Annotated in this window: 28 protein-coding genes; 13 read left to right on the forward strand and 15 right to left on the reverse strand. The window is 64.1% G+C overall.

The annotated features are described in order from the left end of the window. Position 1: 1 nt before the first annotated feature. Both ogt and HOP51_RS09865 read right to left on the reverse strand, forming a co-directional pair. On the reverse strand, positions 2 to 529 hold the full coding sequence (gene ogt / locus HOP51_RS09860; protein WP_234273739.1) for a methylated-DNA--[protein]-cysteine S-methyltransferase: 528 nt from the start codon (positions 527 to 529) through the stop codon (positions 2 to 4). Further along, positions 513 to 1,445, reverse strand: coding sequence for a DNA-3-methyladenine glycosylase family protein (locus tag HOP51_RS09865; RefSeq protein WP_234273740.1), 933 nt, complete (start codon positions 1,443 to 1,445; stop codon positions 513 to 515). Before HOP51_RS09865 ends, ogt begins: the two co-directional genes overlap by 17 nt. A gap of 164 nt (positions 1,446 to 1,609) precedes the next feature. On the opposite strand from HOP51_RS09865, the gene HOP51_RS09870 reads away from it, so the two are divergent. From HOP51_RS09870 to HOP51_RS09880, 3 genes are read left to right on the forward strand one after another with little or no spacing between them, the layout of a single operon-like run. Next, on the forward strand, positions 1,610 to 2,074 hold the full coding sequence (locus tag HOP51_RS09870; protein WP_234273741.1) for a GNAT family N-acetyltransferase: 465 nt from the start codon (positions 1,610 to 1,612) through the stop codon (positions 2,072 to 2,074). 11 nt (positions 2,075 to 2,085) lie between these two features. Next, complete coding sequence (locus HOP51_RS09875; RefSeq protein WP_234273742.1) at positions 2,086 to 2,697, forward strand: FMN-binding negative transcriptional regulator; 612 nt, start codon at positions 2,086 to 2,088, stop codon at positions 2,695 to 2,697. Next, a complete protein-coding gene (locus HOP51_RS09880) occupies positions 2,694 to 3,446 on the forward strand; it encodes a GNAT family N-acetyltransferase (RefSeq protein ID WP_234273743.1) in 753 nt (250 codons plus the stop codon). Before HOP51_RS09875 ends, HOP51_RS09880 begins: the two co-directional genes overlap by 4 nt. On the opposite strand, the gene pdxR is transcribed toward HOP51_RS09880, so the two are convergent. The 3 genes from pdxR to HOP51_RS09895 form a co-directional block, all read right to left on the reverse strand. Next, positions 3,443 to 4,990, reverse strand: a complete 1,548-nt coding sequence (gene pdxR, locus HOP51_RS09885) for a MocR-like pyridoxine biosynthesis transcription factor PdxR (protein WP_234273744.1) — start codon at positions 4,988 to 4,990, stop codon at positions 3,443 to 3,445. The two genes, HOP51_RS09880 and pdxR, sit on opposite strands and share 4 nt — an antisense overlap. An 86-nt stretch (positions 4,991 to 5,076) precedes the next feature. Continuing rightward, positions 5,077 to 5,562, reverse strand: a complete 486-nt coding sequence (locus tag HOP51_RS09890) for an SRPBCC family protein (protein ID WP_234273745.1) — start codon at positions 5,560 to 5,562, stop codon at positions 5,077 to 5,079. 21 nt (positions 5,563 to 5,583) lie between these two features. After that, positions 5,584 to 6,207, reverse strand: a complete 624-nt coding sequence (locus HOP51_RS09895) for a LolA family protein (RefSeq protein ID WP_234273746.1) — start codon at positions 6,205 to 6,207, stop codon at positions 5,584 to 5,586. A gap of 103 nt (positions 6,208 to 6,310) precedes the next feature. Here HOP51_RS09895 and nfo point away from each other — a divergent pair, with 103 nt between their 5' ends. Next, positions 6,311 to 7,159: a deoxyribonuclease IV gene (gene nfo, locus HOP51_RS09900; RefSeq protein ID WP_234273747.1), complete on the forward strand. Its 849-nt coding sequence runs from the start codon at positions 6,311 to 6,313 to the stop codon at positions 7,157 to 7,159. Between the two features lie 13 nt (positions 7,160 to 7,172). Here nfo and HOP51_RS09905 read toward each other — a convergent pair whose 3' ends face one another. Next, entirely contained in the window at positions 7,173 to 8,093 is a 921-nt protein-coding gene (locus HOP51_RS09905) for a LysR family transcriptional regulator (RefSeq protein WP_276574352.1), read from the reverse strand. A gap of 113 nt (positions 8,094 to 8,206) precedes the next feature. Here HOP51_RS09905 and trpB point away from each other — a divergent pair, with 113 nt between their 5' ends. Then, entirely contained in the window at positions 8,207 to 9,412 is a 1,206-nt protein-coding gene (gene trpB, locus HOP51_RS09910; RefSeq protein WP_234273749.1) for a tryptophan synthase subunit beta, read from the forward strand. Between the two features lie 20 nt (positions 9,413 to 9,432). Beyond that, entirely contained in the window at positions 9,433 to 10,254 is an 822-nt protein-coding gene (trpA, locus tag HOP51_RS09915) for a tryptophan synthase subunit alpha (protein ID WP_234273750.1), read from the forward strand. A gap of 22 nt (positions 10,255 to 10,276) precedes the next feature. Here the strand turns inward: trpA and HOP51_RS09920 are convergent, their stop codons facing one another. After that, the gene (locus HOP51_RS09920; RefSeq protein ID WP_234273751.1) at positions 10,277 to 11,206 is read right to left on the reverse strand and encodes a LysR substrate-binding domain-containing protein; all 930 of its coding nucleotides are present in this window, start codon (positions 11,204 to 11,206) and stop codon (positions 10,277 to 10,279) included. Positions 11,207 to 11,354: 148 nt separating this feature from the next. Between HOP51_RS09920 and HOP51_RS09925 the strand changes: the two genes are divergently transcribed. The 4 genes from HOP51_RS09925 to HOP51_RS09940 all read left to right on the forward strand — a co-directional run bounded on the left by HOP51_RS09925 (position 11,355) and on the right by HOP51_RS09940 (position 15,329). Further along, positions 11,355 to 12,050: an FMN-dependent NADH-azoreductase gene (locus HOP51_RS09925; RefSeq protein WP_234273752.1), complete on the forward strand. Its 696-nt coding sequence runs from the start codon at positions 11,355 to 11,357 to the stop codon at positions 12,048 to 12,050. Positions 12,051 to 12,255: 205 nt separating this feature from the next. Then, on the forward strand, positions 12,256 to 13,209 hold the full coding sequence (locus HOP51_RS09930) for a LysR family transcriptional regulator (protein ID WP_234273753.1): 954 nt from the start codon (positions 12,256 to 12,258) through the stop codon (positions 13,207 to 13,209). 215 nt (positions 13,210 to 13,424) lie between these two features. Then, positions 13,425 to 14,003, forward strand: a complete 579-nt coding sequence (locus HOP51_RS09935) for an NADPH-dependent FMN reductase (RefSeq protein WP_234273754.1) — start codon at positions 13,425 to 13,427, stop codon at positions 14,001 to 14,003. 93 nt (positions 14,004 to 14,096) lie between these two features. Then, positions 14,097 to 15,329 carry an MFS transporter gene (locus HOP51_RS09940; RefSeq protein ID WP_234273755.1) on the forward strand — a complete coding sequence of 411 codons (1,233 nt, stop codon included), beginning with the start codon at positions 14,097 to 14,099 and terminating at the stop codon, positions 15,327 to 15,329. 74 nt (positions 15,330 to 15,403) lie between these two features. Here the strand turns inward: HOP51_RS09940 and HOP51_RS09945 are convergent, their stop codons facing one another. Then, positions 15,404 to 16,144 carry an SDR family NAD(P)-dependent oxidoreductase gene (locus tag HOP51_RS09945; protein ID WP_234273756.1) on the reverse strand — a complete coding sequence of 247 codons (741 nt, stop codon included), beginning with the start codon at positions 16,142 to 16,144 and terminating at the stop codon, positions 15,404 to 15,406. Between the two features lie 113 nt (positions 16,145 to 16,257). On the opposite strand from HOP51_RS09945, the gene HOP51_RS09950 reads away from it, so the two are divergent. Continuing rightward, a complete protein-coding gene (locus HOP51_RS09950; protein ID WP_234273757.1) occupies positions 16,258 to 16,860 on the forward strand; it encodes a TetR/AcrR family transcriptional regulator in 603 nt (200 codons plus the stop codon). Here HOP51_RS09950 and HOP51_RS09955 read toward each other — a convergent pair. Continuing rightward, positions 16,853 to 18,436, reverse strand: coding sequence for an MFS transporter (locus HOP51_RS09955; RefSeq protein WP_234273758.1), 1,584 nt, complete (start codon positions 18,434 to 18,436; stop codon positions 16,853 to 16,855). The genes HOP51_RS09950 and HOP51_RS09955 overlap by 8 nt on opposite strands. Before the next feature lie 108 nt (positions 18,437 to 18,544). Between HOP51_RS09955 and HOP51_RS09960 the strand changes: the two genes are divergently transcribed. Further along, on the forward strand, positions 18,545 to 19,348 hold the full coding sequence (locus HOP51_RS09960; RefSeq protein ID WP_234273759.1) for a helix-turn-helix transcriptional regulator: 804 nt from the start codon (positions 18,545 to 18,547) through the stop codon (positions 19,346 to 19,348). Here the strand turns inward: HOP51_RS09960 and HOP51_RS09965 are convergent. From HOP51_RS09965 to ada, 5 genes are all read right to left on the reverse strand, one after another. Further along, on the reverse strand, positions 19,318 to 19,722 hold the full coding sequence (locus HOP51_RS09965) for a VOC family protein (protein WP_234273760.1): 405 nt from the start codon (positions 19,720 to 19,722) through the stop codon (positions 19,318 to 19,320). The genes HOP51_RS09960 and HOP51_RS09965 overlap by 31 nt on opposite strands. 90 nt (positions 19,723 to 19,812) lie before the next feature. Next, positions 19,813 to 21,033, reverse strand: a complete 1,221-nt coding sequence (locus tag HOP51_RS09970; protein ID WP_234273761.1) for an RNA-guided endonuclease InsQ/TnpB family protein — start codon at positions 21,031 to 21,033, stop codon at positions 19,813 to 19,815. A 113-nt stretch (positions 21,034 to 21,146) separates the two neighbouring features. Next, complete coding sequence (locus HOP51_RS09975; protein WP_234273762.1) at positions 21,147 to 22,301, reverse strand: MFS transporter; 1,155 nt, start codon at positions 22,299 to 22,301, stop codon at positions 21,147 to 21,149. A gap of 67 nt (positions 22,302 to 22,368) precedes the next feature. After that, on the reverse strand, positions 22,369 to 22,881 hold the full coding sequence (locus tag HOP51_RS09980) for a GNAT family N-acetyltransferase (RefSeq protein WP_234273763.1): 513 nt from the start codon (positions 22,879 to 22,881) through the stop codon (positions 22,369 to 22,371). Next, on the reverse strand, positions 22,874 to 23,983 hold the full coding sequence (gene ada / locus HOP51_RS09985; protein WP_234273764.1) for a bifunctional DNA-binding transcriptional regulator/O6-methylguanine-DNA methyltransferase Ada: 1,110 nt from the start codon (positions 23,981 to 23,983) through the stop codon (positions 22,874 to 22,876). Before ada ends, HOP51_RS09980 begins: the two co-directional genes overlap by 8 nt. A 257-nt stretch (positions 23,984 to 24,240) precedes the next feature. Between ada and HOP51_RS09990 the strand changes: the two genes are divergently transcribed. Then, the gene (locus HOP51_RS09990; RefSeq protein WP_234273765.1) at positions 24,241 to 25,011 is read left to right on the forward strand and encodes an SDR family oxidoreductase; all 771 of its coding nucleotides are present in this window, start codon (positions 24,241 to 24,243) and stop codon (positions 25,009 to 25,011) included. A gap of 107 nt (positions 25,012 to 25,118) precedes the next feature. On the opposite strand, the gene HOP51_RS09995 is transcribed toward HOP51_RS09990, so the two are convergent. Further along, the gene (locus HOP51_RS09995) at positions 25,119 to 26,015 is read right to left on the reverse strand and encodes a glycosyltransferase (protein ID WP_234273798.1); all 897 of its coding nucleotides are present in this window, start codon (positions 26,013 to 26,015) and stop codon (positions 25,119 to 25,121) included. Between the last annotated feature and the right edge of the window lie 23 nt (positions 26,016 to 26,038).

Here is a 26,038-nt window from a genome sequence, read left to right on the forward strand (position 1 = left end):
GCTAAGCGAGGGTGAACAGCTCGCCCTGCACGTGGCCTCGCTCATGCTCCACCAGCCAGCGCTTGCGCGCCAGCCCGCCGCCATAGCCGGTCAAGGTTCCGTTGGCACCGATCACCCGATGGCACGGCACCACGATCGACACCGGGTTGGCGCCGTTGGCCAGGCCCACGGCACGGCTGGCACCGGGCCGCCCTATTCTTGCGGCAAGCTCACCGTAGCTGATCGTGGTGCCCGCCGGTATCCGCCGCAGCGCCTGCCACACCAGGCGCTGGAACTCGGTACCACCGGTCGCCACCGGCACCGCATCGAGGTGGGACGGATCGCCAGAGAAGTAAGCCTCCAAGGCCTCTCGGGCGGGCGCAGGCGCTCTGCCCTTGGCAAGTCGGTACTCGCGATAGTGACGCCCCAGCATGCGATGCAGACGCTCGTCATTGCTGTCGAACTCCAGTGCCCGCAACGCTCCCTGCTCGTCGCTGATCAGGCTCAGTTCGCCCACCGGGGATGGCAATAGATCAAGCCAGAGTTGCATCGCCTTTCTCCTGTTTCGGTTTTGCCGCTATTGTCGCCGCATCGGCATGCCACAGGTGCAGCACGGCATAGGCGCGCCAAGGCCGCCAGGCCTCGGCGCGCGCAAGCAGCTCACGCGGCGTGGGGCGCCGGCCCTGCTCCACCAATGCACGTTGCAGCGCCACGTCGCGGGGCAGGAAGGCATCGCTCTCGCGTAGCCCGCGCATGGCGATATAGTGCGCCGTCCACTCACCGATGCCGGGCAGCGCGCACAGGTGAGCGACACTCTCATCGAGATTCTGGCCGCGCTCGAACAGACGGGGCTGCTCGAGATAGGCCGATGCCAGCCGTACTAGGGCCTTGGCGCGCGCCCCGGGCATGCCGAGCGCTCTGATCTCGTCGAAGGTAAAGCGCTCGGGGGCGGGAAACAACCGGTCCAGGCCGGTGTCTTCCTGGCCTGCCACGCGTTCACCCAGCCGTTCGACCAGCCTGCCGGCCAGCCGCGTGGCCGCATCGACGCTGACCTGCTGGCCGAGGATGGCCCGCACGGCGACCTCGAACGGATCCCATCCGCCCGGCACGCGAAGCCCCGGACGATGCGCGACCAGCGGCGCCAGCGTGGCGTCGCGACTGAGCTTACGGCCTATCGCCACAGGATCGGCCTCGAGATCGAAGAGCCGCCGCAGTCGGAGGTCCACCTCCGGGAGGGTCGCACGCGAGGAGAGCCGGATCGACGCCCGCAGCGCATTCTCGTCAGGCGCGTGGCGCACCGTGACGCGGCCTAGCACTCCGCCCAGACGGAAGATTCGGTGATACCCTTCGCCGTCGATGCGTTCGAGCCCCGGAATCGTCCGCCGGGACAGGAAGGCCAGTATCGCCTGCCAGTCATAGGGCGGGCGGTAGGGCAAGCGCAATATCGACTCGTTCACGTGGTTCATGGCTCCATTCTAGCGTGAGCGCCGCTCCTGTCCGGCGTTTTTGGCATCGATCCTCAACGCCACGAAGTGGCTCTACGAAAAAACGCAAGAATGGCTCTTAGCAAGGGACCAGTCAGACATCAGACTGGACCACTCACCGTCAGGGAACAACGAGGAGAGCCACGATGCCCATTCGCCATGCCACTCTTGCCGATCTTTCCCCGCTCAGTGAGCTGCTCGATGACTACCGCCGCTTCTACCGCCAGGAACCCGACCTCGAAGGCGCCCGGCGCTTCCTGCAGGCACGCCTGGAAGGCGGCGACTCGCACATTCTGGTGCATGAAGGCAGCGAAGGAGAGCTGCAGGGCTTCGTACAGCTCTATCCGCTGCTTTCCACCGTGCGCCTGGCGCCGCTGTGGCTGCTCAACGACCTGTTCGTCGCCACCCAAGCACGGCGCAAGGGTGTCGGACGCGAGCTGATGCTAGCCGCCAGGGATCTGGCCGCAAGCCATGGCGTCAGGCACCTCAAGCTCACCACCCAGATCGAGAATTACGCGGCCCAAGCGCTCTACGAGTCGCTCGGCTGGCAGCGCGACACTACCTTCTATCATTACGGGCTGCTGTTCGATACCACAACGGACCAGGGCTGACCGGAGGCGCCATGTACGTTCCCCCATCAATGCGGCTCTCACGCGAGCAGGCCTGGGATCTGGTCGAACGATACGACTTTGGTGTGCTGATCGGCCCCGACCTCGAGGCTACCCACCTGCCCCTCCTTCTGAAACGCAGCGAAGGCGAGTTCGGCACCTTGTACGGTCACTTCGCCCGGGCCAATCCGCAATGGCGCACGTTGAACGGCAACCGGGCACTGGCCATATTCAGTGGTCCTCACGCCTACATCTCACCAACCTGGTACGCCAGCCGGCCCGCCGTGCCCACCTGGAACTATCTGGCCGTGCATGCCACGGGCAGCGTCGAACTATTGGATGACGAGAGTACGCGAAGACTGCTCGAGCGCAGCCTGGCCCACTTTGAGCCCACTCTGCTCGATTCGCTGTCCCGCGAGCCTGGCTATCTGGAAAAGATGCAGGCCGGCGTGGTCGGATTTCGCCTGCGCATCGAGACCCTCACGGGCAAGGCCAAGCTCGGCCGCCAGCGCTCCCTGGCCGATCAGGAGGGCGTCGAGGCGGCACTAGCCGAGAGCCGCGACCCACAGGCACGCCAGCTTTGGCACGAAATGCAGCAGTTGACCAACGTGGAGAGCGGCTCATGACCCTTGCCGACGACATGCACCGCAACGACTTCGGCCAGCCGGTCGGGGCTCCCCAGTCCACCTGGCAGCCGGCACGCCGGCCGCAGCGGAATCCCCTGCTGGGAGACCGGGTTCGCCTCGAACCACTCACGGCCGAGCGCCATTCCGATTCGCTGCATGCCGCCTTCATGATGCCGGGCGAGAGCCCGCACGACGCCCCGGCGGCGCGCTGGACCTACTCCGGTGGCATGCCGTTCACCGATGCCGAGCAGTGCCGTATCTGGCTGGCAGACCGGGCGCGCAGCGAGGATCCACTCTTCTACGCCATCGTCGAAGCAGACTCCAATCGTGCTCTGGGGCTGGCCAGCTATCTCAACATCGTGCCGGAACATGGCAGCATCGAGGTCGGCCACATCCATTTCACGCCCGCACTCCGCCGCACACCGGCCGCCACCGAAGCCATGCTGCTGCTGATGCGCCACGCCTTCGCGCTGGGCTACCGGCGCTACGAGTGGAAGTGCAATGCGCTCAATGCCGCATCTCGGCGTGCCGCCGAGCGCCTGGGCTTTCGCTTCGAGGGCATTTTCCGTCAGCACCGGGTAGAAAACGGGCGTAGCCGCGACACCGCCTGGTTTTCGCTGCTCGACGGTGAATGGCCAACCGTCGAGGCTCGCCTCGAGCGCTGGCTCGCGCCAGAGAACTTCGACGCGAAGGGAAAGCAGCTGAGTTCGCTATCGGCGCTGACGTACGAGGCCTGCCAGGCCGGTTAGCCCTCCACCAGGTCACACCACGCCTGGGCCAGCCACCGCCCGGCGCGACCGATTTCGGCCTCCACGGTGCCGGCGTAGCCCAGTACCAGGCCAGGTTGGCCGGGGGAGGAGAGGTAATAGCCCGACAGCGGCGACAGCGAGATGCCCTCGCTTCTGGCTCGCTCAACGAGAATCCGCTCATGCTCGGGCGCGTCGAGCCAGGCCACCAGGTGCATGCCGGCCTGACCTTCGGAGAGCCTCAGGCCCCGCGCGACAGCCGGCGCCAGCGCCTTGCGCAGCAATGCCTGACGCCATGAATAGCAATCGCGCATGCGGCGAACATGGCGCGAGAAATGGCCACGGGTGATGAACTCGGCAAGTGCTGCCTGCACCGCGTATTGCCCTTCGCGATGAAGCCGGGCGTTGGCCCGACGGAACGGCTCGACCAGCACCTCTGGCAACACCAGGTAGCCCAGCCGCATGCCGGGGTACATGACCTTGCTGAAAGTGCCGACGTAGATTACCCGGGAGTTCTCGACCAATCCCTGTAGGGCGGCGACAGGCCGTTGGGCATAGCGGAATTCGCTGTCGTAGTCGTCTTCCACGACCCAGGCGTCATGCCGCTCGGCGGCTTCCAGCAGCGCCAGGCGCCGGGCCAGGCTCATGGTCACGCCACTGGGGTACTGGTGCGAAGGCGTTACGTAGATCAGCCGGGGGGAGCCAGGGCGCGCAAGCGCCTCGACGTTCATGCCCTCGCCGTCCACCGCAACCGAAGTCATCTCGAGCCCGGCCGCCGCGAAGCAGGCCTGGGCACCGTGATAGCCCGGCTCTTCGAGCCAGACTTCATCGCCGCTGTCGGTCAACAGCCGCACGATCAGCTCGAAACCCTGCTGGGCGCCCTGCACGATGAGAATCTGCTCGGGACGACAGCGCACCGAGCGCGAAAGTTGCAGGTAATCGGCCAGTGCCTCGCGCAGCATCGGCACACCGCCCTGGGCCTGATAGCTCAACCAGGCAGCCGGCATGCGCTGCTGATGTCGACGCAACAGCCGCAGCCACTGGCCGTGGGGAAAGCGATCCAGCGCAGGCACACCGGGAACGAAGGCGGAAAAGGGCTCCTGCCGGGCGTGGCAGAAAGCCAGCAGCGCGCTGCCACGCGAGGAAAGCAGCGGTTCAACGGCCCGCACTGGCCGCGGCGCGGCGATGTCGCTTGAAGCGTTCACCTGGGCCTGCTGGAACGGCAGGTCGGCGACGAAGGTACCCGCACCATGACGGGTCGTGAGAAAGCCTTCGGCCAACAGTTGGTCGAAGGCGGCGAGCACCGTATTGCGCCCCAGCCCCAACTCATGGGCCAGTTGCCGGGTAGAGGGCAAGCGCTGGCCGCTAGCCAACCGACCGGCCTGAATCCACTCACGCAGGGAGTGATAGAGGCGCGTGCTCAAGGGCTGGCTCGACGCCTCGTCCAGCGCCAGACTCAATGCATCGGCCAGCCCATCGGCGTGTTCCAGAAGGGCCGCGCCCCCGGACAGTCGCTCATGATCGATGCTGCCGTGCGAGCCCTTCATGGCATCTCCGCAGTGTTTCGAAATAGCTTAAGAATACCGCTTGCCCATAGGGCGACCAACGTTACTTGAACGATGGCGGCTCATGCTCATTGCACGGCTCTCTCGGCGGGCTTTGGTACATGCTTCAGGTAGTGCGACAAGCCCACCGCGCCTGCCCGCATCATGGCGTGATGGTTCCAGGTCACCAGTGGCCATGCCACTCGCGAGAACAGGCTCAGCCATGGCCGCACCGTACGTACGTGCCAGGTATAACGAACCCGGGTACCCTGGCGCTCCTCATCCAGCAACCAGCGGCCAACCCCGGCCACGTCTCCTCTTGCCTCTCCTTTGATCAGGTGGGGCTCACGAACCTGGGTGATGCGGATGTCGAAGCACAGGCGGTAGCCCAACCGGCTCTTCCAGACGAAACGTTGGGTGCGTCCGATGCCCCGGTCGTTGCCGCTCACGAGTGGCTGCACGACCACCAGACCGGGCCACCAGTCGGGCCAGTGCAGCGAATCGGTCAAGGCATCGAAGACCGCGTCGACCGACGCCTCGATATGCCAGGTGGTGTCGAAGTCGAAGCGAGCCATGGGCACTCTTCACCAAGAACGTCAGGGAGTAAAATGATCGGGCAGGAAACCGGGGTCGAGGTCGATGTTCTCCAGGCGCACGCTTTCGAGGCGCTCACCTCGCCGGTCGTAACTCACCACCCTGAGCGGGAACAGAGTCTCGTCATCGAGCCAGAGATCGTAGCGTGCTACCTCGCGCACGGCCCGCCCGGGCTCGGCCTCCACCACGACGTGCCGTGCCGGGCGTCCATCGAGCTCGGTCGGTTCGAGCAGGCGCGCCGTGTCATGCCGTTGCACTTGCTGCACGTTGCGCAGCAATGTGCCCACATCTGACTGATCCACACGATGACCGCGTGAGCTGCGCACCAGGCGATTGGTAGGTCGTAGCGACAGACCCGCTCGTCGGCCCGGCGAACCGAAGGGCCAGAGCTGAACCCTGCCAGTATCGGGGCGGTAGATCAGTACCGCGCCACGATAGGGCGTCTCCATGTCCATGCGCACATAACCGGGCCGCTGGTAGCTGTAGCGAATGACTTCCTCACCACCATTGCCCTGGCTGCGCAGCGTCAGACGATACCCCTGCAGCGCGTCGATGCGTGCCAGCGATGCGGCAATCGGATCCTCGGCGAGGGGAGCGCTCATCGCAACCAAAACGAGCAGCAGCATACGGTTCTCCTTGGTCTCCTTCCTTGAGCCTAGCAGGGCAGCGGCGGGTGGTGAGATGCCGCTCATGCTATCGTTGTGGCATTGCCAACCATGGAGAGGCCAGATGAAATACCTCGGAGCCCATGTCAGTGCCGCCGGCGGACCCGACCAGGCCGTACTGCGTGCCGTCGAGATCGGTGCCGATGCCTTCGCCCTGTTCACCAAGAACCAGCGCCAATGGCGGGCCAAGCCCCTCGACGATGCCACCATCGAGGCCTTCCGCACCACCTGCCGGAAACATGGCTTCGGCCCCGGGCAGATCCTTCCCCACGACAGCTATCTGATCAACCTGGGCCACCCCGACAAGGCGGGGCTCGAGAAGTCACGCGCCGCCTTTCTCGACGAGATGCAACGCTGCGAGCAGCTAGGCCTCACCCTGCTCAATTTCCACCCCGGCAGTCACCTCAAGAAGATCAGCGAGAGCGAGTGCCTGACCCGCATCGCCGACTCGATCAACCATGCCCTGGCCGAAACCCGCAATGTCGTCGCGGTGATCGAGAACACCGCCGGCCAGGGTACCAACCTGGGCTGGCGCTTCGAGCACCTGGCAGAGATCATCGAGCAGGTCGACGACAAGTCGCGGGTCGGCGTATGTATCGACACCTGCCACGCCTTTGCCGCCGGTTACGACCTGCGTACGCCCGAGGCCTGCACTGCCACCCTCGATGAGTTTGGCAAAGTGGTGGGCTTCGAGTACCTGCGCGGCATGCACCTCAACGACGCCAAGAGCGAATACGCCAGCCGTGTCGACCGCCACCACAGCCTGGGCCAGGGCAACATCGGCCTCGACGCCTTCACCACCATCATGCGCGACCCGCGTATCGACGAGATCCCGCTGGTGCTGGAAACCATCGAGCCCGAGATCTGGGCCGAGGAAATCGCCTGGCTACGCGCCCAGGTGACAGACGGCTGAGGTGCTGCCCCGGCTAGGAGAGCTCCCGGCCGGCTGCCACGGCGCGCTCGAGCATGGCGTTCAACTCACCCCTGAGCCATTCGATGAGCCGAGCGCTGCAGCGTCGATTGTCCGCGGGTGAAAGCCACAGGCATAGCCGGGCGGGCGTCTCGACGAAGCCCCACGGTGCGATCAGCCGCCCCTGACGCAGCTCGTCCTCGACCAACAGCCGGGGCGCTATCGCCACACCCAATCCGGCCACGGCCGCCTCGATCAGATAATAGAGATGATCGAAGCCCTGCCCTTCGGCCAACGCCCGGTCGAGACGCGCCGAATCGAGCCCACGAGCACCCGCCCAGTGCGGCCAGGCCTGAGGCCTAGAGGCGGTATGGAGCAGCTTGGCGTCAAACAGTGTCGCCGGTCGCTGAGGATCGAACCGAGCGGCCAACTGTGGGCTCACCACCGCGCCGATGTGTTCCACTGCCAACTCGATCGCCTCCAGGTCGGCCGGCCATGGCGGTTCAGCAAACGTCAGCGTTGCGCTGACCTCGCCCCTTCCTGGGGTAGCTTCGCTCTCGCTGGCGACGACATGCAGCTTGAGTTCCGGTAGCTCACGATGAAGGTGGTCGAGGCGCGGAATGAGCCAGCGTGCCAGGAGGCTACCCGGACAGGCCAGGATGAACGGCGCCGCCTCGACGTCACGCTTCAACTGCGTGCAGCTGTCACGTAAGCGCAGGAACGCCTCGCCAACGCCGTGCTGGAGCCGCTCCCCGTGACTCGTGAGCTGCAGGCCGCGACCCGCCTTGGTGAACAGGGCCACGCCGAAATGCTCTTCCAGGCTTCGCACCTGACGGCTGACCGCGCCGTGAGTCACACTGAGTTCATTTGCCGCGGCCGTGACGCTACCCAATCGCGCGGTGGCCTCGAAAGCGCGCAGTGCGCTAAGAGAAGGCATGGAGTGCATCAATTTGTGATCCTGGCTCACATATAGCAGCCATCTTATCGATTTTTTGCCGCGCCTGTCTGCGCTAGCTTCATCACAAGCTCCCTGACCCTTCGAGGTACTCCATGACCGACCTTTCGATGCAGCCCGATGCCCATGGCATGTTCGGCCGCTTCGGCGGACGCTTCGTTCCCGAGACGTTGATGCCGCTGATTAGCGAGCTTCAGAGCGAATACGATGCAGCCCGTCAGGACGGCGAATTCCAGCACCAGCTCGCCTACTTCCAGCGCGATTACGTTGGCCGGCCCAGCCCGCTCTACTTTGCCGAGCGTCTCACCGAGCACTTTGGCGGTGCCAGGATCTTTCTCAAGCGCGAGGAGCTCAACCACACTGGAGCTCACAAGATCAACAATTGTATCGGCCAGATTCTGCTCGCCAAACGGATGGGCAAGACCCGCATCATCGCCGAAACGGGCGCCGGCATGCATGGCGTCGCCACCGCCACCGTCGCGGCACGCTTCGGCATGCCCTGTGTCGTCTACATGGGCTCGGCCGATATAGAACGCCAGCAGCCCAACGTGTTTCGCATGAAACTGCTCGGCGCCGAGGTCATTCCGGTGACGACGGGTACCGGCACGCTCAAGGATGCGATGAACGAGGCGCTGCGCGACTGGGTGACCAACGTCGATGACACCTTCTACATCATCGGCACCGTGGCCGGACCGCACCCCTACCCCGCCATGGTGCGTGATTTCCAGGCGGTGATCGGACGCGAGACCCGCACGCAGATTCTCGAGAAGGAAGGACGTCTACCCGACTCTCTCGTCGCCTGCGTCGGCGGCGGTTCCAATGCCATGGGGCTGTTCCATCCCTTTCTCGCCGACGAAGCGGTCAAGATGGTCGGCGTCGAGGCCGGCGGCAAGGGCATCGACACCGGCCTGCACGCGGCAAGCCTCCGCGGCGGCGCACCCGGCGTTCTGCATGGCAATCGCACCTACCTGTTGCAGGACGAGGATGGCCAAATCGCCGACGCCCACTCGATATCGGCCGGGCTCGATTATCCCGGCATCGGCCCCGAGCATGCCTGGCTGCATGAGCAGGGCCGCGTCGAATATGTCTCGATCAGCGACGACGAAGCGCTGGCGGCGTTCCAGTGCTGCTGCCGTCAGGAAGGGATCATTCCAGCCCTAGAATCGGCCCACGCCCTGGCCGAGGTCGCCAAGCGGGCACCAACGCTACCCCGCGACCACCTCATGGTGGTCAACCTGAGCGGGCGCGGCGACAAGGACATGATGAGCGTCGCTCAACACCTGGGAGAGAACTTCCAATGAACGCTGCCAAGGAAAACCCCATGAACGCCGCCACTCGCCTCGATGAATGCTTTGCCGCGCTCAAGGCGGAGAAAAGGCCGGCCCTGGTAACCTACGTCACCGCCGGCGACCCCGACTTCGAGACCTCGCTTGAACTGCTCCAGGGGCTGCCGGCGGCAGGCGCAGACGTGATCGAGCTCGGCATGCCGTTCAGCGACCCCATGGCCGACGGACCTGCGATCCAGAAGGCAACGCTACGCGCCCTCGAGGGCGGGCAGACGATGGTCCGGACGCTCGAGATGGTGCATCACTTCCGCCGACAGGATACGAAAACGCCGCTGGGGCTGATGGGCTACTACAACCCCATCCACCGCTACGGCGTGGAGCGCTTCCTGGAGGATGCTGCCTGCGCCGGTGTCGACGGCCTGATCGTGGTCGATCTACCGCCCGAGCATGATGACGAGCTATGCCTGCCCGCCAGGGAGCACGGTATTGACTTCATCCGCCTCGCCACGCCGACCACCGATGCCAAGCGGCTGCCCAGGGTTCTGGATAATGCCTCGGGCTTTCTGTATTGCGTCTCGATGAACGGTGTCACGGGAGGACGCGCTCCCGTGGCACAGGATGTCGAGCGCATGGTGGACCAGCTGCGCGAGCGTAGCCGCTTGCCTGTTGCCGTCGGTTTCGGCATTCGCAATGCGGCACAGGCCACGGCGATTGGCCGATTCAGCGACGCCGTGGTGGTCGGCTCGGCCCTGGTGGAGGCCATCGCGAACGCGGAGACTCGACATGGCGCCATCGAGGCGGTTCATGGCTTGGTGCGTGAATTGGCCGAAGGCGTGCGCCGGGCTGCCAACACCTAGAGCGAGTCTGGAGCCACCAAAATCAATGACAGGCAGGCCCCCTCTTTGCCGCATCGCTCTGATCGCTGGCCACCCCTGCAAAAGCACGTCGTAGCCACGCCGCAACCTGCTCCAGCTCGGCATGTCCGGCAAAACGCCGATGCCGGACCAACTGATAGCGCAGCCCCGGCAGCCTCGGCCCGAAGGGCACCTGAAGCACGCCGCGCTCGAGCTCCGCTTTCACCAGTGTGAGACTCAGCAAGGCTACCCCCTGGCCGGCAATGGCGGCCTGGATGGCATGGCTCTCGTCGGAGAAAGTCAGGCTCGCACCGAGATCGGCCTGGGCCACGTCGGCCGCCTGGCACCAGTGCTGCCACGATGGCAATCCCAATGTCGGGCTGTACCAGTCGAAGACGATATGCCGCACCGCCTTCAGATCCCCATACCCCGTCAACGCCAGCCGTGGGCTGGCCACCAGGGCAAAGGTATCCTCGGCCAGCACCTCGGCGTCGTGCTCCGGGTAGGGTCCCATGCCATAGCGAATCGCCAGCGATGCGCTGCGTGAAAGATCCAGCGGCGCTTCGCTGGCGTGAATGCGCAGATCGATATCGGGGCACCGCGCATGGAAGTCGGCCAGGCGCGGCAACAGCCACTGGCTGGCAAAGGCCGGCGTGCAGGAGAGCGTGACACTGCCGCTATCGCCCTGCTCTCGCAGCGCCTCCAGCGCTTCGCCGAAGGCGTCGAAGCCGCGCTGCAGCACGGGAAGAAGCTGCATGGCGGCCGGTGTCGGCACCACCTGCCGTACGCGGCGCTCGAACAGTGCCACGCCCAGCAGTGCCTCCAGCTCGCGTACCTGATGGCTGACGGCCGCCGGCGTGACAGCCAGCTCCTCGGCGGCCCGTTTGAAGCTGCGCTGGCGCGCCGCCGCTTCGAAGGCGCGCAGTTGGGATAGCGGCAGCGTGCGTCGGTTCACCGGCATCTCCTGATGGCCAAGGCTCAGTCCATGGACAAGCTCAGCTATTCCATCGCGCAAGAAATGGTCGTTTGTCAGCCTGGCATCATGAATCGATCCTGTCTCCCACGCATCATCCAAGTTGAATTTTTCTTGTCAGGAGACGTTCATGATCACGCTACTCCACCTCGACGCCAGTGCCCGCCCCGGCCGTTCCTGCATCGATCCTCATGGCTCCCATTCCCGCCGCCTCAGCGCGCACTTCGTCGAGCAATGGAAAAGAGCCCGCCCCGGAGATCGCATCCTCTATCGCGACGTGGGCCAACATCCGCCACGCCCCGTGACCGGCGAGTGGATCCACGCCGCTTTCACCAAGCCGGAAGCGCGCGAGCCCTGGATGCACGACGCCCTGGCCGAGAGCGATACCCTGGTCGATGAGCTGCTGGAGGCGGACCTGATCGTTGCCGGCGTGCCGATGTACAACTTCGGCGTCCCGGCCGGCTTCAAGGCCTATATCGACAACATCGTGCGGGTCGGACGCACCTTCGGCTTCGACCGCGCGCGCCAGGGACTACCCTACTGGCCGATGCTGACCGAGATGCACAAGCGCTTGGTGGTGCTGAGTTCCCGCGGCGACTACGGCTACGAACCGGGCGAGCGTATGGCCCAGGCCAACCATGTCGAACCGCACATTCGCACCGTGTTCGGTTATCTGGGCATCGACGACGTGCACGGCATCGCAGCGGAATACGACGAGTTCGGCGGCGAGCGCCTGCAGGCCTCGCTGGCCCAGGCCGAACAGGATATCGATGCCCTGGTTGCGGCGTTGGCCAAGAAACACGAGAAGGATCTGGTAAACGTCTGAGGGAAAGCAGGCCTCGCACTGCGTGGCCTGCGACTCGTACCGGATGGGAGCGAACACTAGACATGAATGGCCGATACGGCGATAAAAAAGCACACTCGGTATCGAAGTAAGCAGGCAATTTAGCTCGCTTCGGGTGCTGCCTATCGGTCGTTTAGCCTATATAAGGGAGCGCTAAGTCCGCAGAAAATGATCGGAGGAATCGCACATGTTGGACGGCCTGACGCTCGATCAGATGCGCGTTTTCGTCACCGTCGCCGAGACCGGCAGCTTCCGCGCGGCGTCGATGCGGCTGTCGCGAGTGCAGTCGGCGATCAGCCATGCGATTGGCAATCTCGAAGCGCAGCTTGAAGTGGAGCTCTTCGACCGCTCCGGTCACAGGCCACAGCTCACCCCCGTCGGGGCGTCACTTCTGGCGGATGTCAGGGCGCTGTTGATCAAGGTCGACGCGGTGCGCGCGCGGGCGCGGGGGCTGGGCCAGGGCGTGGAACTGGAGATCACCGTGGCACTCGACCCGCAGTTCCCGTTGCCGGTCTTGGGACGCGCCCTCAACACGCTTTGCGAAACCTACCCCGCGGTCACCTTTCGTATTCTCTCGACGCCGCTTGGGGCATCGTTTGAAGCGTTGCTGGAGGGTGAATGCGATCTGGCGATCAGCGGAATCGACCTGATCAATCCGGCGATCGAGCTGGAAGCGCTGATGACAGTCCGACGTGCCGCCGTTGTCGCGCGAGGCCATCCGCTCGCGCAGGCGGTCGACGCACCACTCAGCACGACTACGCTCGCCGATCACATCCAGATAGTTGGCGAAGATCCGTCCGCGCTCACTGGCAAGCGCGACTATGGCGTGGTGTCTCCGTCACGCTGGCGGGTGGCGGACAACCTTACGAAGAAGACACTGATCCTGTCGGGAGTCGGCTGGGGTAGCCTCCCGCTCTGGATGATTGAACGCGAGTTGCAAGAAGGTGATCTCGTTCGGCTTCCGGTCGCAGCCTTCACCAAGGGCGGCGAATCAACGACGCAGACCTACCTTGCTCGCCGCACCGACCGCCCTCTCGGTCCGGCGGGCGCCGCCTTCCGCAAAGCACTGCTGGACGCCCTACCGAGCTGCTCGTTGGAGATCGACACGATAGCTGCGGCCCAGGGTCGCCTGGTTGACTGACTGCTACAGTCCAATCGGATAGATCATGATGATCCATCTTTTGTCAGTCCCGTGAATCACAAAGCTGTGGCATAAAACTCCTACGGAAGCACCGCGCGCCTGAGCGCACAGATTCCTTCATCACGATATTGACCACATGTCTCCCGCCAGAGCTTCGCTTCGGGGGGAACGACATTCCATTGCCCAGCGGTAGAACGAACAAAGGAAAAAAGACCATGAATAACACGCCCATCCGCCTCGCGATCATCGTCGGCAGCAATCGTGAAGGCCGCCTCGCGCCGACGATCGGCAAGTGGTTTCTGAATCAGGTAAAGGGCCGGCAAGAGTTCGAGGTCGATTATATCGATCTGGCCGACATCAGCCTGCCTGCGATCCTTCCCGCAGAGCTGGATGACGATCTCAAAGCTTACACCGCGCGGCTCGACGCGGCCGACGCCTTCGTGATGGTCGTGCCGGAATACAACCACAGCTATCCGGCTTCGCTGAAGCAGGCAATCGACCTCGGCTACGAAGAATGGCGGGCCAAGCCGGTCGGTTTCGTAGCCTATGGCGGTTTCGCGGCCGGTGTGCGCGCGGTCGAGCACCTGCGCGGCATCATGCCCGAGCTTCATGCCGTTACCCTACGCGACACGGTCAGCTTTCAGAACCCGTGGGACCAATTCGACGAGGACGGCCAACCACGCAATCCGACCGGCTGTGCCGCAGCAGCAAACACGATGCTGCATCAACTCAAATGGTGGGCCAGGGCGCTGCGCACGGCGCGCAACGCCGTGCCCTACACGGTCTCGGAATAGGCAAGGTAGGGAAGCCGCTGCTCCGAATCGCTCATGCCGATCCGCGCATGCTCCCGAGAGAAATCACAGTACGAACAGACGGAGCGCACGAGAATGTCCGCTACGCAATACTCCCAATCGAACCCGCCGCGGGAGGCGGGATGGAGCACGGTCTTCATCATCGCTGGCGCAGGCGTGGTCTCCGCCTTTCAGGTTGGCAAGGCACCGATGGCGCTCGGCACCGTCCAGCTCGATCTCGGCCTTAGCCTCGTCGTCGTCTCGTGGCTCATATCGGCCTTCGCGATCGTCGGTGCCATCGTCGGGGCGCCTGTGGGGTTGGCGGCCGACCGGATCGACACCAAGCGCATGGTTGTGGGCGGGCTGGCGCTTCAGGCGCTCGGCGCAGGGCTCGGCGGCGCTTCAACCGGCGTCGAACTGCTGATGCTCTCTCGTGTCATCGAGGGACTGGGCTTTATGGCAGTTTTCGTGGCCGGACCCACGATGATTTTCGCCATCGTCGCCAGGAGGGTACAGCATCGCGCTATCGCGGTCTGGGCCACGGTCATGCCGGTAGGCATGACCGTGGTGATGCTCGCCGCGCCACTCCTGACCCTGCTCGAATGGCGTGGCTTCTGGCTGCTCAATTCAGCGATCCTGTTCGCCTATGCTGTCTTCTTCGTCTTCGCCATACCGACTCAGAAGGTGGCGACTGCTAGCGTCCAGCGCATCGGCTCGCAACTGAAGCAGGCGCTTATCGCACCTGGGCCATGGGCGCTCTCCACAATCTTCGCTGCCTTCTCGGCTACCTTCTTCGTGGTGTTCGGCTTCCTGCCCTCACTGCTCACGGAGCGGTTCGATCTCGGCCCGGAACTGGCCAGCACGGTCTCAGCCATCGCCATCGCAGCAAGCGGTGTTGGCAATCTCGTCGCCGGCTTCCTGCTTGCTTCGGGCCGCAAACCATTTCATGTGCTGGCGACAGGTTTCCTTGTGATGACGCTGTTCGGTTTCGGCGTGCTGGCTGCCGATCTTTCCTGGATCGCGATCGCCGTCTTCGCGGTGCTGTTCGCTTTCATGGCCGGCCTGATCCCGGTCGTCCTAATGGATAGCGTGCCGCGCTTCGCGCCGCGTCGCGAGCTTGTGGGAGCGACGCTGGGCCTCGCCATGCAGGGCAACAATATCGGGATGCTGGTCGGTCCGGCCGCTGGGGGTGCACTGGCCGCAAGCCTCGGCTGGACGAGCGTAGCGGTCGCTCTGGCGCTCGTCTCGGTCGCCGCCGTCCTGCTCGCACGCCCAAGCTTCAGGACAACATACGAGCGTCAACCCGCCGGGGAAAGTGTTCAACCATGACCGAGCAAGCGCAGGCGGCGCAATTCACGTGGTACGAATAGCCAGCGTTCTCGGCGACCGCCAACGTGGCCGAATCAGATATTGGCACCTCCATCGATGGTGAACTCCGCCCCGGTGATCGAACGACCCTCCGGCCCCGCAAGCCAAGTCACCAGGCCGGCTACGTCGTCGGCCTCGTTGTAACGGGGGATGGCCATCAAGCTACGCTGGGGGTCGGAGAGCTCGCCGTCGGCGGGGTTCATGTCGGTATCGGTGGAGCCTGGGTGTACGATGTTGACGTTGATACCCCTTGGCCCAAGGTCACGCGCCAGCCCCTTGGTCAGCCCCACCAGGCCCGCCTTGCTCATGGCATAGAGGCTGATGCCGGACCAGGGCACCCGAACGGCAAGGTTGCTGCCGATGGTAATGATGCGCCCACCCTCCGGCATATGCCCCACTGCTGCCATTGACGCCACCACCGGCGCGCGCAAGTTGATCGCGATGGTGCGATCCAGCTCATCCAGTGTGGCTTCTTCGATCGTCCCGGTCGGGAAAATGCCTGCGTTGTTGATCAAGATATCGAGCCCGCCCAACTCGGCCACCGTGCGTTCGACGGCGGCCTCGATCGCCGTGTCGTCGCGATTGTCGGCGCGAGTGGCCATAGCGCGACCACCCGTCGACACGATCTCGTCCACCACCGACTGCGCCTGAGCCTCGCCGTTGACGTAGGTCACCGCCACGCTTGTCCCTTCCGCCGCCAGACGCCGGGCAATGGCGGCACCGATGCCGCGGCTGCCACCGGTGATCAAAGCGACTTTGCCATTCATTTGCTGCATGTCTCGCCTCCGTTCACAAAATTATGTAGTGATCGATACATAAACAAGATGGCTAGACAGCCAAGCCGCTGTCAAGATATTTTGTAGTTATCGATACAAAAAAGGAGCAAGACATGCCTCAGCGCGGTAGACCCCGCGGCTTCGACAGAGAAGAAGCCCTGCGCCGGGCCATGGAGGTGTTCTGGACTCAGGGCTACGACAACGCCTCGCTCGCCGATCTGACCCGGGCCATGGGCATCAACGCTCCCAGCCTCTACGCCACTTTCGGCAGCAAGGAGGCACTGTTCCATGAAGCGGTAGAGCTCTATGTACGCACGGAAGGCAGCGGCATCTGGGAGCAGGTGGAAACGGCGCCGACGGCACGCGCCGCCATCGCCCACGTGCTGCGCGCCACGGCCGAGGCATTCACCCGCGGCGATACGCCTCGCGGCTGCATGATCGTCCTTGCCGCCCCGCAGATGCAGGGCGCCAATGCACAGGTCTGCGATGCCTTGAAGGCCCACCGCCAAGCGAACGGCTGCCTGTTGGAGCGCCGCCTGAAGCGTGCCGTCGAGGAAGGCGAGCTACCCGCCTCGACGGACTGTCGCGCCCTGGCCAGCTACTTCGTCACCGTGCAGCACGGCATGTCGATTCAGGCCCGTGACGGCGCTTCAAGAGAAACGCTGCAGGCCATTGCCGACTGCGCCATGGCGAGCTGGAGCGCACTGACTAGCTAACCGGTGAGCAGGGTTCGCCTTTCTCTTCCGGCAGTTCCTGTACTTCTCCTCCTATCGCCCCGACATGGCGCAGGCTGACGATGGAAACCACCGCCAGCGCCAGGATGGCGACGCCGCCCACCGTGGCAGTCACGTTCAGCCCCGCGGTAAAGGCCTGCTGGGCTTCCAGCAGTACGCCGGCAGGCAGGCTATCGCCGGCCGAAACGGTGGCCCACAGGCTCTCCTCGACGATGCCCGCTGCCTCGGCAGCTTCGCCATCGGCCATCGTCGCGCTGACCTGAGCGCGATAGACGAAGGTGGCCAGGCTACCGAGCAGGGCCACACCCAGCGCCACTCCCAGCTCCTGCACCATTTCCGACATGGCCGAGGCCGAGCCGGCCTTCTCCGCCGACGCCGCACCCACCACCAGGTCGGTGCCCAGAGCAGCGATGGTGCCCAGGCCGAGATAGACCAGTGAGAACCCGGCAATCGCCATACCCACTCCGTTGGCGTTCACTTCGACGGCGGCCAGCAGCCAGTAGCCCAGTGTGGAGAGCGTCAGGGCAGCGCCCACCACGTAACCGGGACGAATGCGCCGAGCAATCAGCGGCGCCATGATGCCCGCCAGCACCATCGCGAGCGCCGGTGGCCCCATCCACAGCCCCGCCGCCAGCGGTGTGAGCCCTGCCACCAGTTGCAGGTACTGGGTCACCAGCAGCATCACGCCGGACACGCCGACCAGCCCCACCAGCAATACGATCAGCGCGGCACTGAAGGTGCGGCTACCGAACAGCCGCATGTCGAGCAGCGGGTCGTCCAGACGCTGCTGGCGGCGCACGAACACGAGCGCCATCAAGCCACCCAGCGCTAGTGCCAGCAGCGGAACGGGCTCGAGCCCCAACTTGGCGAGCTCCTTTATGCCGTAGACCGCCGGCAGCACGGCAGCCAGCGAGAGCGCCACGCTGGCGAGATCCAGTCGGCCACTGCGTTTCGCGCGATACTCAGGCAGCAGCGTCGGCGCCGCAATCAGCAGTACGGCCACCACCGGCACCGCCACCAGAAAGGCCGCTCCCCACCAGAAGCGCTCCAGCAACACCCCACCGATTACCGGCCCCAGCGCCATGCCCAGGGCGAACATGGTGGCCCACACGCCGATGGCCAGGGCGCGCTGGCGCACGTCGCCGAACATGTTGCTAATCAGTGCCAGAGTCGAGGGCATCAGGGTCGCGCCGGCCACGCCCAGCACCGCACGGGCGGCGATCAGCATGCCGGCACTGGTGGCATAGGCCGCGATCACCGAGGTGACGCCGAAGGCCACGGCGCCGATCATCAGCAGCCGGCGGCGGCCGATGCGGTCGCCCAAGGTGCCCATGGTGATCAGAAAGCCGGCGATCATGAAGCCGTAGGCATCCATGATCCAGAGCGCCTGGGTACTGCTTGGCTGCAGGTCCCCCGCCAGGGCGGGTAAGGCCAAATAAAGAATGGTGACATCGAGACCGAGCAGCACGGTGGGCAACGCCAACACCGCCAAGCCGGCCCACTCCTTTAAGCCCGCACTCTGCCGGGCGATACGTGAATTTTCATTGAGGGAAACCATGCCATGCCTCCTTTCCATTGGGTTGGCATGGTAATCTTGGGGTATTTTTATAGGGTTACAATATAGCCAATTATCCTATTACTACAGATAACTCCCTGGAGCACTGCCATGGCCGGGCGCAGCCTCGACAGAACCCGCAGCGAACTCACCGACTTCCTGACCCATCACCGCAACAAGCTGACGCCAGCCGACGTCGGCTTGCCCTCCACCGGGCGCCGGCGCACCCCGGGGCTGCGGCGCGAAGAAGTGGCGACCCTCGCCGGCGTGGGGCTGACCTGGTACACCTGGTTCGAGCAGGGGCGCGATATCAATGTCTCGGAGAGCTTTGTGCTGCGAGTTTCCAAGGCGCTCAAGCTCGACGACGCCGAGTGCTGCCACCTGTTCCTGCTCGCCCATCGCCGCCCGCCGCCGGTTGAAGCCTACCAGTGGCAGGAAATTCCGCCCTTGGTACAGACGCTGATGGACGACATGTCCAGGCCCGCCTACGTGATGAACCTGCGCTGGGATGTCATCGCCTGGAACGCCGCCGCCGATGCCCTGCTCGGCTTCAGCGATAGGGAGCCCGGCGAGCGCAACATGATGCGCCTGCTGTTCGCCGACCCGGCACTGCGCAGGCGTCTCCCCGACTGGCGCCAGGACGCCCCCCGCCTGCTGGCCCAGTTCCGCTGCGACTCGGCCGCCGCCCCCGAAGACCCGGCCATGCAGGAGCTGACCGAAGCGCTCGCTAAGCTGTCGCCGGACTTTCGTCGCTGGTGGGAGCAGCCCAATCATGAAGCCTATCGCTACGGCATCGCCACGCTCATCGATGCCGCCTCGGTTACACAGACGTATGACCACACCACGCTGCTGGTGGACGAGCACCGGCATCTCAGGATGGTGGTTTATTTCTCGCCTGCTGGCTCATCCGGATAGATGACAAACGCCAACTTATTACCATCGCTGTCACGCACATAGGCCGCATAGAAGCCTTCGGCATACTGAGGCCGATAGCCAGGGGCACCTTCATCGCTGCCCCCGTGCTCGATGGCGACTCGGTATAACGTATCGACCTGCTCCGGTTCGGTGAACTGGAAGGCCGTCATGGTGCCATTCCCTACCCCGGCTTCCTGACCATCGAAGGGATAGCCGACAATGAACCTGGGGAAGTCGAGATCGGTCTCTTTGCCGTAGGAAACGCAGGCATCGTCTTTCCAGCAGACATCCCAGCCCATTTCAGCAAAAAGTGGATCGTAGAACGTCAGCGCTTTCTCCAGGTTCCTGGTTCCGACCATGGTGTAGGCAATCATATTCAAGCTCCTTTCCTTGACGTCCTCCCCTCCCTCAGCTGCTTAGGCAGCTGCCGCCTGCGGCGGAAAGGAAGGGGATTCCTACGGCGCTCAGGCGCGGCATTGAGCCCTCCCTGAGTCGCTTCGGTGGGTTCCTGCTGCTGGCGGCCTTACCGCACCACTCACTTCACAGGCTAACCGGGCGTGCCCCGCCCTTAATACATTGATGGCGCCGACGTGATCGGCATTGGCCTCGAAGCCACATTCGACGCAGACAAACCTGGCCTGGCTGAGCCGGTTCTCGGCGGCTATATGCCCGCATTCGGGGCAGCTGCGGCTGGTGTTGTGCGGTGGCACGACAACCAGATGCGCCCCACGCCAGGCCAGCTTGTAGTCGAGCTGGCGCCGGAACTCGTACCAGCCCTGGTCGAGGATCGAACGGTTAAGGCCGGACTTCTGCCGGATGTGGCGGCCGGGCTGCTCGACACTGCCTCTGCCCGAGCGCGACATGTTGCCTACCTGCAGGTCTTCCAGCACCACGAGCGCGTGGTTTTGGCTGATCGTGGCGGATGCTTTGTGCAGATAGTCGCGCCGGCCATTGGCGATGCGCGCCTGGAGTTTCTGGACGCGGGCCTTGGCCTTCTTCCAGTTGTTGCTGAACTTGGTCTTGCGACTCATGGCCTGCTGCGCCTTGCGCAGCGCCGCCTGGTGCTTCCTGATACTGTTGAGGGGTGCCAGGTAGCTGCCATCGGAGAGCGTAGCAAACCGCACCACGCCCATGTCGATGCCCACCGCGCCGCCGGTCGGCGCCGGTACCACGACCTCGCGCTCGGTCTGGATCGAGACGAACCATCGGCCCACCGATTGGCTGACGGTGACGTTTTTGACCGTTCCCAGCACCTCGCGGCTCTTGCGGAAACGCAGCCAGCCCAGCTTGGGCAGATAGAGGCGACTGTTGCCCTGGTCGAGTTTGATCTGTTGCGGATCGGGATAGCGGAAGCTATCGCGCTGGCCCTTCTTCTTGAAGCGCGGGAAGTCAGCCCGCTTGGCGAAGAAGTTGGCGTAGGCGCGCTCTAGATCCTTCAGCGATTGCTGGAGGGGATGAGTCGGGCCATCCCGGAGCCAGGGTGTCTCGGCGCTATTGCGCCAGCCGGTGAGCTGCTTGCACAAGGCGGCATAGCTGAGCTTCTTTTCGCCGGCTTCATACCGTTCCTTTTGCAACGCCAGTCCCCGATTGAACACAAACCGAGCCATGCCGGCGAACTGGCGCATCTTGCGCACCTGCTCGCCGTTGGGAATCAGTTCGAATTTGAAGGCTTGGAGACGTTGCACAGCGCACCTTTACTGGCTGTATATCCAGCATTATAGGGCTCCTGCGGCGCCCGCGCTATCCTTCCTCCCACTCAAAGTACGGGGCATGCCGCGCTTTTTGGTCAATGACTTCGCTACTCCAACGCCGCCTGTTTTCTGCGCCACTGCCCTAGCGCCCAGCCCAGGGCCGGCAATACCAGTATCGCCGAGGTCCAGGCGCAGGCGGCAAAGCTGAAATGGGTGAAGATCGGCCGATAGAGCAGCGCGCCGGCAAACATGCACAGATAGGTGACGGCGCTATACAATCCCATGATGGCCCCCCGCTGCACCGGGTCGATCTCGGCAAGCTGACGCATGAGCAGGTTCAAGCCGAGATGATTGGCCACGCCCCAGGCAAGACAGAGCGCCAGCAGCACCAATGGAAGAGCGGCCGCCGCCATCAACCCCAGGTAAACCAGCATCAGGCTGGCAAAGGTGACACAGGCGGCAACGACCGCACCGTAGCGGTCAACCAACCGCCCCAGCGGTGCGGCGGCGCCGAAACCCAGGCCATAGACGGCGATGACCAGCCCAGCGAAGGACGTGGGAAGCTGCAGCACCTCGCCCAGGTGCGGGCCGAGATAGGTGTACAAGCCGTAGAACGCCGTCATGTAGGCCGCGACGTTCAGCAGCACCGGATGAATGCCGGGAATTCTCAGGGCCTTGAGGGTGGAGCTCGGCGTCTCACCGATCGTTCTCATACCCCAGCCGCGGCAACGCGAGATCCCCAGCGCCAGCCCCACGGCAGCCAGCGCCAAGAGGGCGAAGACGGCACGCCAGTGCAACAGATCGGCCAATAGCGCCGCCAGGCCGACCCCAACCACCAGGCTCAACGTCCATCCCGTCAGCACGAAACTCAGCGTTTGGCTTTCGCGCCCCTTCTCGGCTACCTGCGCGGTCAGGGTATAGATCGCGGGTAGCGCCACGCCTGCCGCCAGGCCGGCCAGTGCCTGGGCGGCAATCAGCATCCACACTGCCGGCGAGAGCGCAGCGACGCCCAGAGATGCCGACAGCACCACCAGCGCCCGCATCAGGGCACGCTCGGCACCGATACGATCGCTCAGCGAAGCCAGCATCAGTGCACCACACGCAGTGGCCAGACCATAGAGAGCCGCAGCTGTTACCACATCGGCGGCGCTGCGGCCCGGATAAGATGCCGCTACCGTGGCGGCGATAGGGCTCAGCGCCAGCGAATTGGCACCGATGACGGCAATGGCGGCGGTCAGCAGGAGAACGCGACGAGAGATCACGGCTCGCTCCATATGAGGTTCGAGATTAGCATTGAAGAAGGGAATCACGACGAAGTTCAGCGCTGAGTCAGGGCTGGAGCAGGAAGCGCTTGTGGAGACGATCCACCAGGGTGCCGTCCTTCAGCGGCACGCCTGGCGAGACATCGTAGGTCTCGAAGCCCAACCGCGTGTAGTAGGCCAGCCCCTTGGCGTTGTCTGCCCGAATCGTGGCATTGATGCATTGAATGCCGGCATCTGCCGCCTGCTGAAGCGTCGCCTCGAACAGCGCGACACCCACCCCCGAAGGCCTCGGCGGCGAACAGGCGAAGGTGGCAATATCGGCCCAGTGCTCGGGCAGCTCCGCCTGGTGCACCAGGGCCTGGAACCCCAGCATCCGGCCTGTGTCATCCTCGGCCACGCTACAAGCCAGGCAGTGCTCACCGGTAACGAACCACTCAGCGATCTCGGCATCGCTCAAGTGCCGCTCGATGGCCGTGGTTCCGCCCGGGGCAATGATGGGGTTGAGTATCGCCCCCATGGGAGAGGCATCCGCTGCGGTTGCCTGGCGCACCGACAGGACTGCCGCCTCTTTTTCACTCACACTCTTTCTCCCGTATTGCGGTATCTGCCAGTGCTGCCTCTCGCTCGAGCAGCGTGCGTTTTCTCTCCACCCCCCAACGATACCCGGAAAGCGCCCCGTCGCTGCGCACAACCCGGTGGCAGGGGATGGCAAGCGCAACGGGGTTGGAGGCGCAGGCCCTGGCCACGGCACGCACCGACTTGGGAGAACCGATACGCTCCGCCAGCTCGGCATAGCTGATTGTGGTGCCCACGGGAATCTCGGTCAGCGCCTGCCAGACCCGTTGCTGAAAGGCAGTGCCACGAATGTCCAGCGGCAGCGAAAGCCCGAGACCAGGCGCTTCGACGAAACCCACCACTTGGGCCACCCAGGCATCGAAATCCTTCCCTCCGGGAATGAGAGTGGCATTGGCGAAACGATCCTGGAACTCCTGCAGCAGCTGCTCCGGATCGTTCCCTAGGGAAATGGCGCAAATGCCCTTCTCGCTGCTCGCCACCAGTATGGTGCCCAATGAACACTCCCCCAGGGCGAAGCGGATCTCCATGTCTTTCCCTCCTGAACGGTAACGCTTGGGCGTCATGCCGAGCATGCGGTCGGTACCGGCATAGAAGCGTCCGCTGGAGTTGAAGCCCGCCTCGTACATCGCCTCGGTGACCGTTTCGCAACTGACGAGTTCTTCGCGCACGCGCTCCGCCCGCCGGGCGACGGCGTAGGCCCTGGGCGTGAGTCCAGTGACCGACTTGAACACACGGTGAAAATGGAAGCGGCTCAACTCCGCGGCCTGTGCCAGTTCGTCGAGAGAAGGCAGATCCTCAGCGGCTTCGATGAGCCGACACGCGCGGGCGACGCTCTCGGCATGATGCTGAGCCAACGAGACATCCTGAGGGCGGCAGCGCTGGCAAGGCCGGTAGCCGGCTCGCTCCGCCGCCGTCGCATCGGCATGGAATTCGGCGTTCTCGCGGCGTGGCCGGCGCGACGGGCAGGTGGGACGGCAATAGATGCCGGTGGTTCGCACCGCGTAGACAAAAGCACCATCCGCCGTCGTGTCGCGGGTCAGCACCGCCGTCCATTTCGCCTCATCGGAATTGAAGGGAGCAAGTGAGTCGCTAGTTGTCTCGAACATGGCGGACCTCCACAGTGGGCTCGGCGTGTTCCGTAAGTTCAGGATGAGCCCGGTAGCCGCCTGGCACACTCCGTCTCTTGCTGTCAAAACAGGCCCGACTCTTCAAAGCATTTCGCAACATTCGCAGCATAGCATCCTCAGGCACCATGATTTTTGGCGGCAATAAGCGGAGTGAGGGCTTACCCAGGCATCGGCAAGGTAAGCGAGGGATCGCGCCGATCCCCTGTTTACCTATCTATGCCATGGAGAATACCGCTATGAAACGACTTGCCGGAAAGATTGCCATCATCACCGGGGCCAGCTCGGGCATTGGCCATGCTGCAGCGCGTCTTTTTGCCAGTGAAGGCGCTCAATTGGTTGTGAGCGCTCGCCGTCAGAACGAACTCGACGCCTTGGTCGAAGCCATCGTACGCGAGGGAGGCAGTGCCATTGCCGTCGCCGGGGATGTATGCGACGAACGCTTGGCGCAGCACCTGGTTGCCACGGCACAGGAACGCTTCGGCGGGCTCGACATCGCCTTCAACAACGCTGGCATCGTCGGGCCGATGGGGCCGCTGCAGGACATGCAGTCGAGTGACTGGCACGATGTCTTGCATACCAACCTGAACGGAGCCTTTCTGGGTGCCAAGTATCAAATACCAGCGCTGCTGCAGCGTGGTGGCGGCAGCCTGCTGTTCACCTCGAGCTTCGTCGGCCATACCGTCGGCATGCCCGGCATGTCTGCCTATGCCGCCAGCAAGGCCGGTATTCTGGGCATGATGAAGTGCCTGGCTGCTGAGCTTGGGCCCAACGGAATACGCGTCAACGCCTTGCTGCCCGGTGGCACCGATACCCCCGCCAGCATCACCAACGCCCCCAACGCCGGGCCAGAAGTCCTGGCCTTCGTCGAGAACCTGCACGCCCTCAAGCGTATGGCCACACCGGAAGAAATCGCCCAGGCGGCGCTCTACCTGGTTTCCGAGGACTCAAACTTCATCACCGGCACGGCCATGCTGGCCGACGGTGGCGTTTCCATCTGCCGCACCTGATTGCCATAGAAGCGGTACTGCCAGCCTTGGCGGTACCGCTTCCGACGCAGCAGTTCCTCAAACGCACTGCTACCCTACTCAGGCACAGCCACCGCCCCGGTAAGCACTTACTTACCGAGTAACTGCCTTGCGGCCACGCTTGCACCATCGGCACGCATCATACCTGCCAGGTTGGCTGCTGCTCTACGCGTGTCGGGGGCCAGCACCTTTCCGAGCGCAGTTGACAGCGTCTCGAAGGTTGGCACCGATCCGTCATGCACCGTGCCGATACCAAGTGCGGCCACACGGCTAGCCCAGTGCGGCTGGTCGGCGGCCTGGGGCACAATCACCTGGGGAGCAGCGGCTCGAGCAGCCGTGGTCGTCGTGCCCGCCCCACCGTGATGCACCACGGCGGCCACTCGACGAAACAGAGCCTGCTGGTTGACCTCGTCGACCATCAAGCAATCGTCTTGGTCATCGACCGAAGACAGCTCGGCCCAGCCACGGGCGAGGAGTACACGATGGCCTTGCGCACGAATGGCCTCGATGGCAACCCGAGCGCTCTCTTCTGGGACACGCATGCTGCCGAAGCCCACGTATACCGGTGGAGTCCCAGCCTCCAAGAATGCGACCAGCTCCGCTGGCAGAGGTCGCTCGTCCGGCAAGAACCATGCATCGGTCTGCGCCACGTTGAGGTCTACCAGTCCCGGCTCCTGGCTCAAGGTCGTGTCCGCCGCTACCCATGGCTGTTCGGTAAACATGAAGTCCCGCATGGCGATCACCGCCGGCAGACCGATCGACGCCCGATGGTGGTTGATTGCCCTACCAATAAGCGAATGCCAGCCTTGGGCTTGCAGCAAGGTAGGACAAAACACCACGAACCGATGAGGAATGGCCAACTTTTCGGCCACGGAAGTCGCCGTGAAGTGCAGCATGCCGCTAGCCACGAGCATGTCGCACCCCTCGGCTGCTTCAATCAGTGTTTCATAGGTCGCAGCAATGTACTCGGCGACGAAATCGTCCACGCTCGGGACGCGCTCCTCCGCAG

Origin of the sequence: Billgrantia zhangzhouensis (assembly GCF_021404465.1) — a bacterium.
In the GTDB taxonomy this organism is placed as follows: Bacteria; Pseudomonadota; Gammaproteobacteria; order Pseudomonadales; family Halomonadaceae; genus Halomonas; species Halomonas zhangzhouensis.

Coding starts and splice junctions, on each gene's coding strand:
- trpB (WP_234273749.1), top strand. CDS start 8,207: ATGACCGACCTTTCGATGCAGCCCGATGCCCATGGCATGTTCGGCCGC.
- HOP51_RS09895 (WP_234273746.1), bottom strand. CDS start 6,207: ATGCTGCTGCTCGTTTTGGTTGCGATGAGCGCTCCCCTCGCCGAGGAT.
- HOP51_RS09870 (WP_234273741.1), top strand. CDS start 1,610: ATGCCCATTCGCCATGCCACTCTTGCCGATCTTTCCCCGCTCAGTGAG.
- HOP51_RS09880 (WP_234273743.1), top strand. CDS start 2,694: ATGACCCTTGCCGACGACATGCACCGCAACGACTTCGGCCAGCCGGTC.
- HOP51_RS09905 (WP_276574352.1), bottom strand. CDS start 8,093: ATGCCTTCTCTTAGCGCACTGCGCGCTTTCGAGGCCACCGCGCGATTG.
- HOP51_RS09955 (WP_234273758.1), bottom strand. CDS start 18,436: ATGGTTTCCCTCAATGAAAATTCACGTATCGCCCGGCAGAGTGCGGGC.
- HOP51_RS09945 (WP_234273756.1), bottom strand. CDS start 16,144: ATGCAGCAAATGAATGGCAAAGTCGCTTTGATCACCGGTGGCAGCCGC.
- HOP51_RS09865 (WP_234273740.1), bottom strand. CDS start 1,445: ATGAACCACGTGAACGAGTCGATATTGCGCTTGCCCTACCGCCCGCCC.
- pdxR (WP_234273744.1), bottom strand. CDS start 4,990: ATGAAGGGCTCGCACGGCAGCATCGATCATGAGCGACTGTCCGGGGGC.
- trpA (WP_234273750.1), top strand. CDS start 9,433: ATGAACGCCGCCACTCGCCTCGATGAATGCTTTGCCGCGCTCAAGGCG.
- HOP51_RS09875 (WP_234273742.1), top strand. CDS start 2,086: ATGTACGTTCCCCCATCAATGCGGCTCTCACGCGAGCAGGCCTGGGAT.
- ogt (WP_234273739.1), bottom strand. CDS start 529: ATGCAACTCTGGCTTGATCTATTGCCATCCCCGGTGGGCGAACTGAGC.
- nfo (WP_234273747.1), top strand. CDS start 6,311: ATGAAATACCTCGGAGCCCATGTCAGTGCCGCCGGCGGACCCGACCAG.
- HOP51_RS09935 (WP_234273754.1), top strand. CDS start 13,425: ATGAATAACACGCCCATCCGCCTCGCGATCATCGTCGGCAGCAATCGT.
- HOP51_RS09930 (WP_234273753.1), top strand. CDS start 12,256: ATGTTGGACGGCCTGACGCTCGATCAGATGCGCGTTTTCGTCACCGTC.
- HOP51_RS09990 (WP_234273765.1), top strand. CDS start 24,241: ATGAAACGACTTGCCGGAAAGATTGCCATCATCACCGGGGCCAGCTCG.
- ada (WP_234273764.1), bottom strand. CDS start 23,983: ATGTTCGAGACAACTAGCGACTCACTTGCTCCCTTCAATTCCGATGAG.
- HOP51_RS09925 (WP_234273752.1), top strand. CDS start 11,355: ATGATCACGCTACTCCACCTCGACGCCAGTGCCCGCCCCGGCCGTTCC.
- HOP51_RS09965 (WP_234273760.1), bottom strand. CDS start 19,722: ATGATTGCCTACACCATGGTCGGAACCAGGAACCTGGAGAAAGCGCTG.
- HOP51_RS09960 (WP_234273759.1), top strand. CDS start 18,545: ATGGCCGGGCGCAGCCTCGACAGAACCCGCAGCGAACTCACCGACTTC.
- HOP51_RS09890 (WP_234273745.1), bottom strand. CDS start 5,562: ATGGCTCGCTTCGACTTCGACACCACCTGGCATATCGAGGCGTCGGTC.
- HOP51_RS09940 (WP_234273755.1), top strand. CDS start 14,097: ATGTCCGCTACGCAATACTCCCAATCGAACCCGCCGCGGGAGGCGGGA.
- HOP51_RS09950 (WP_234273757.1), top strand. CDS start 16,258: ATGCCTCAGCGCGGTAGACCCCGCGGCTTCGACAGAGAAGAAGCCCTG.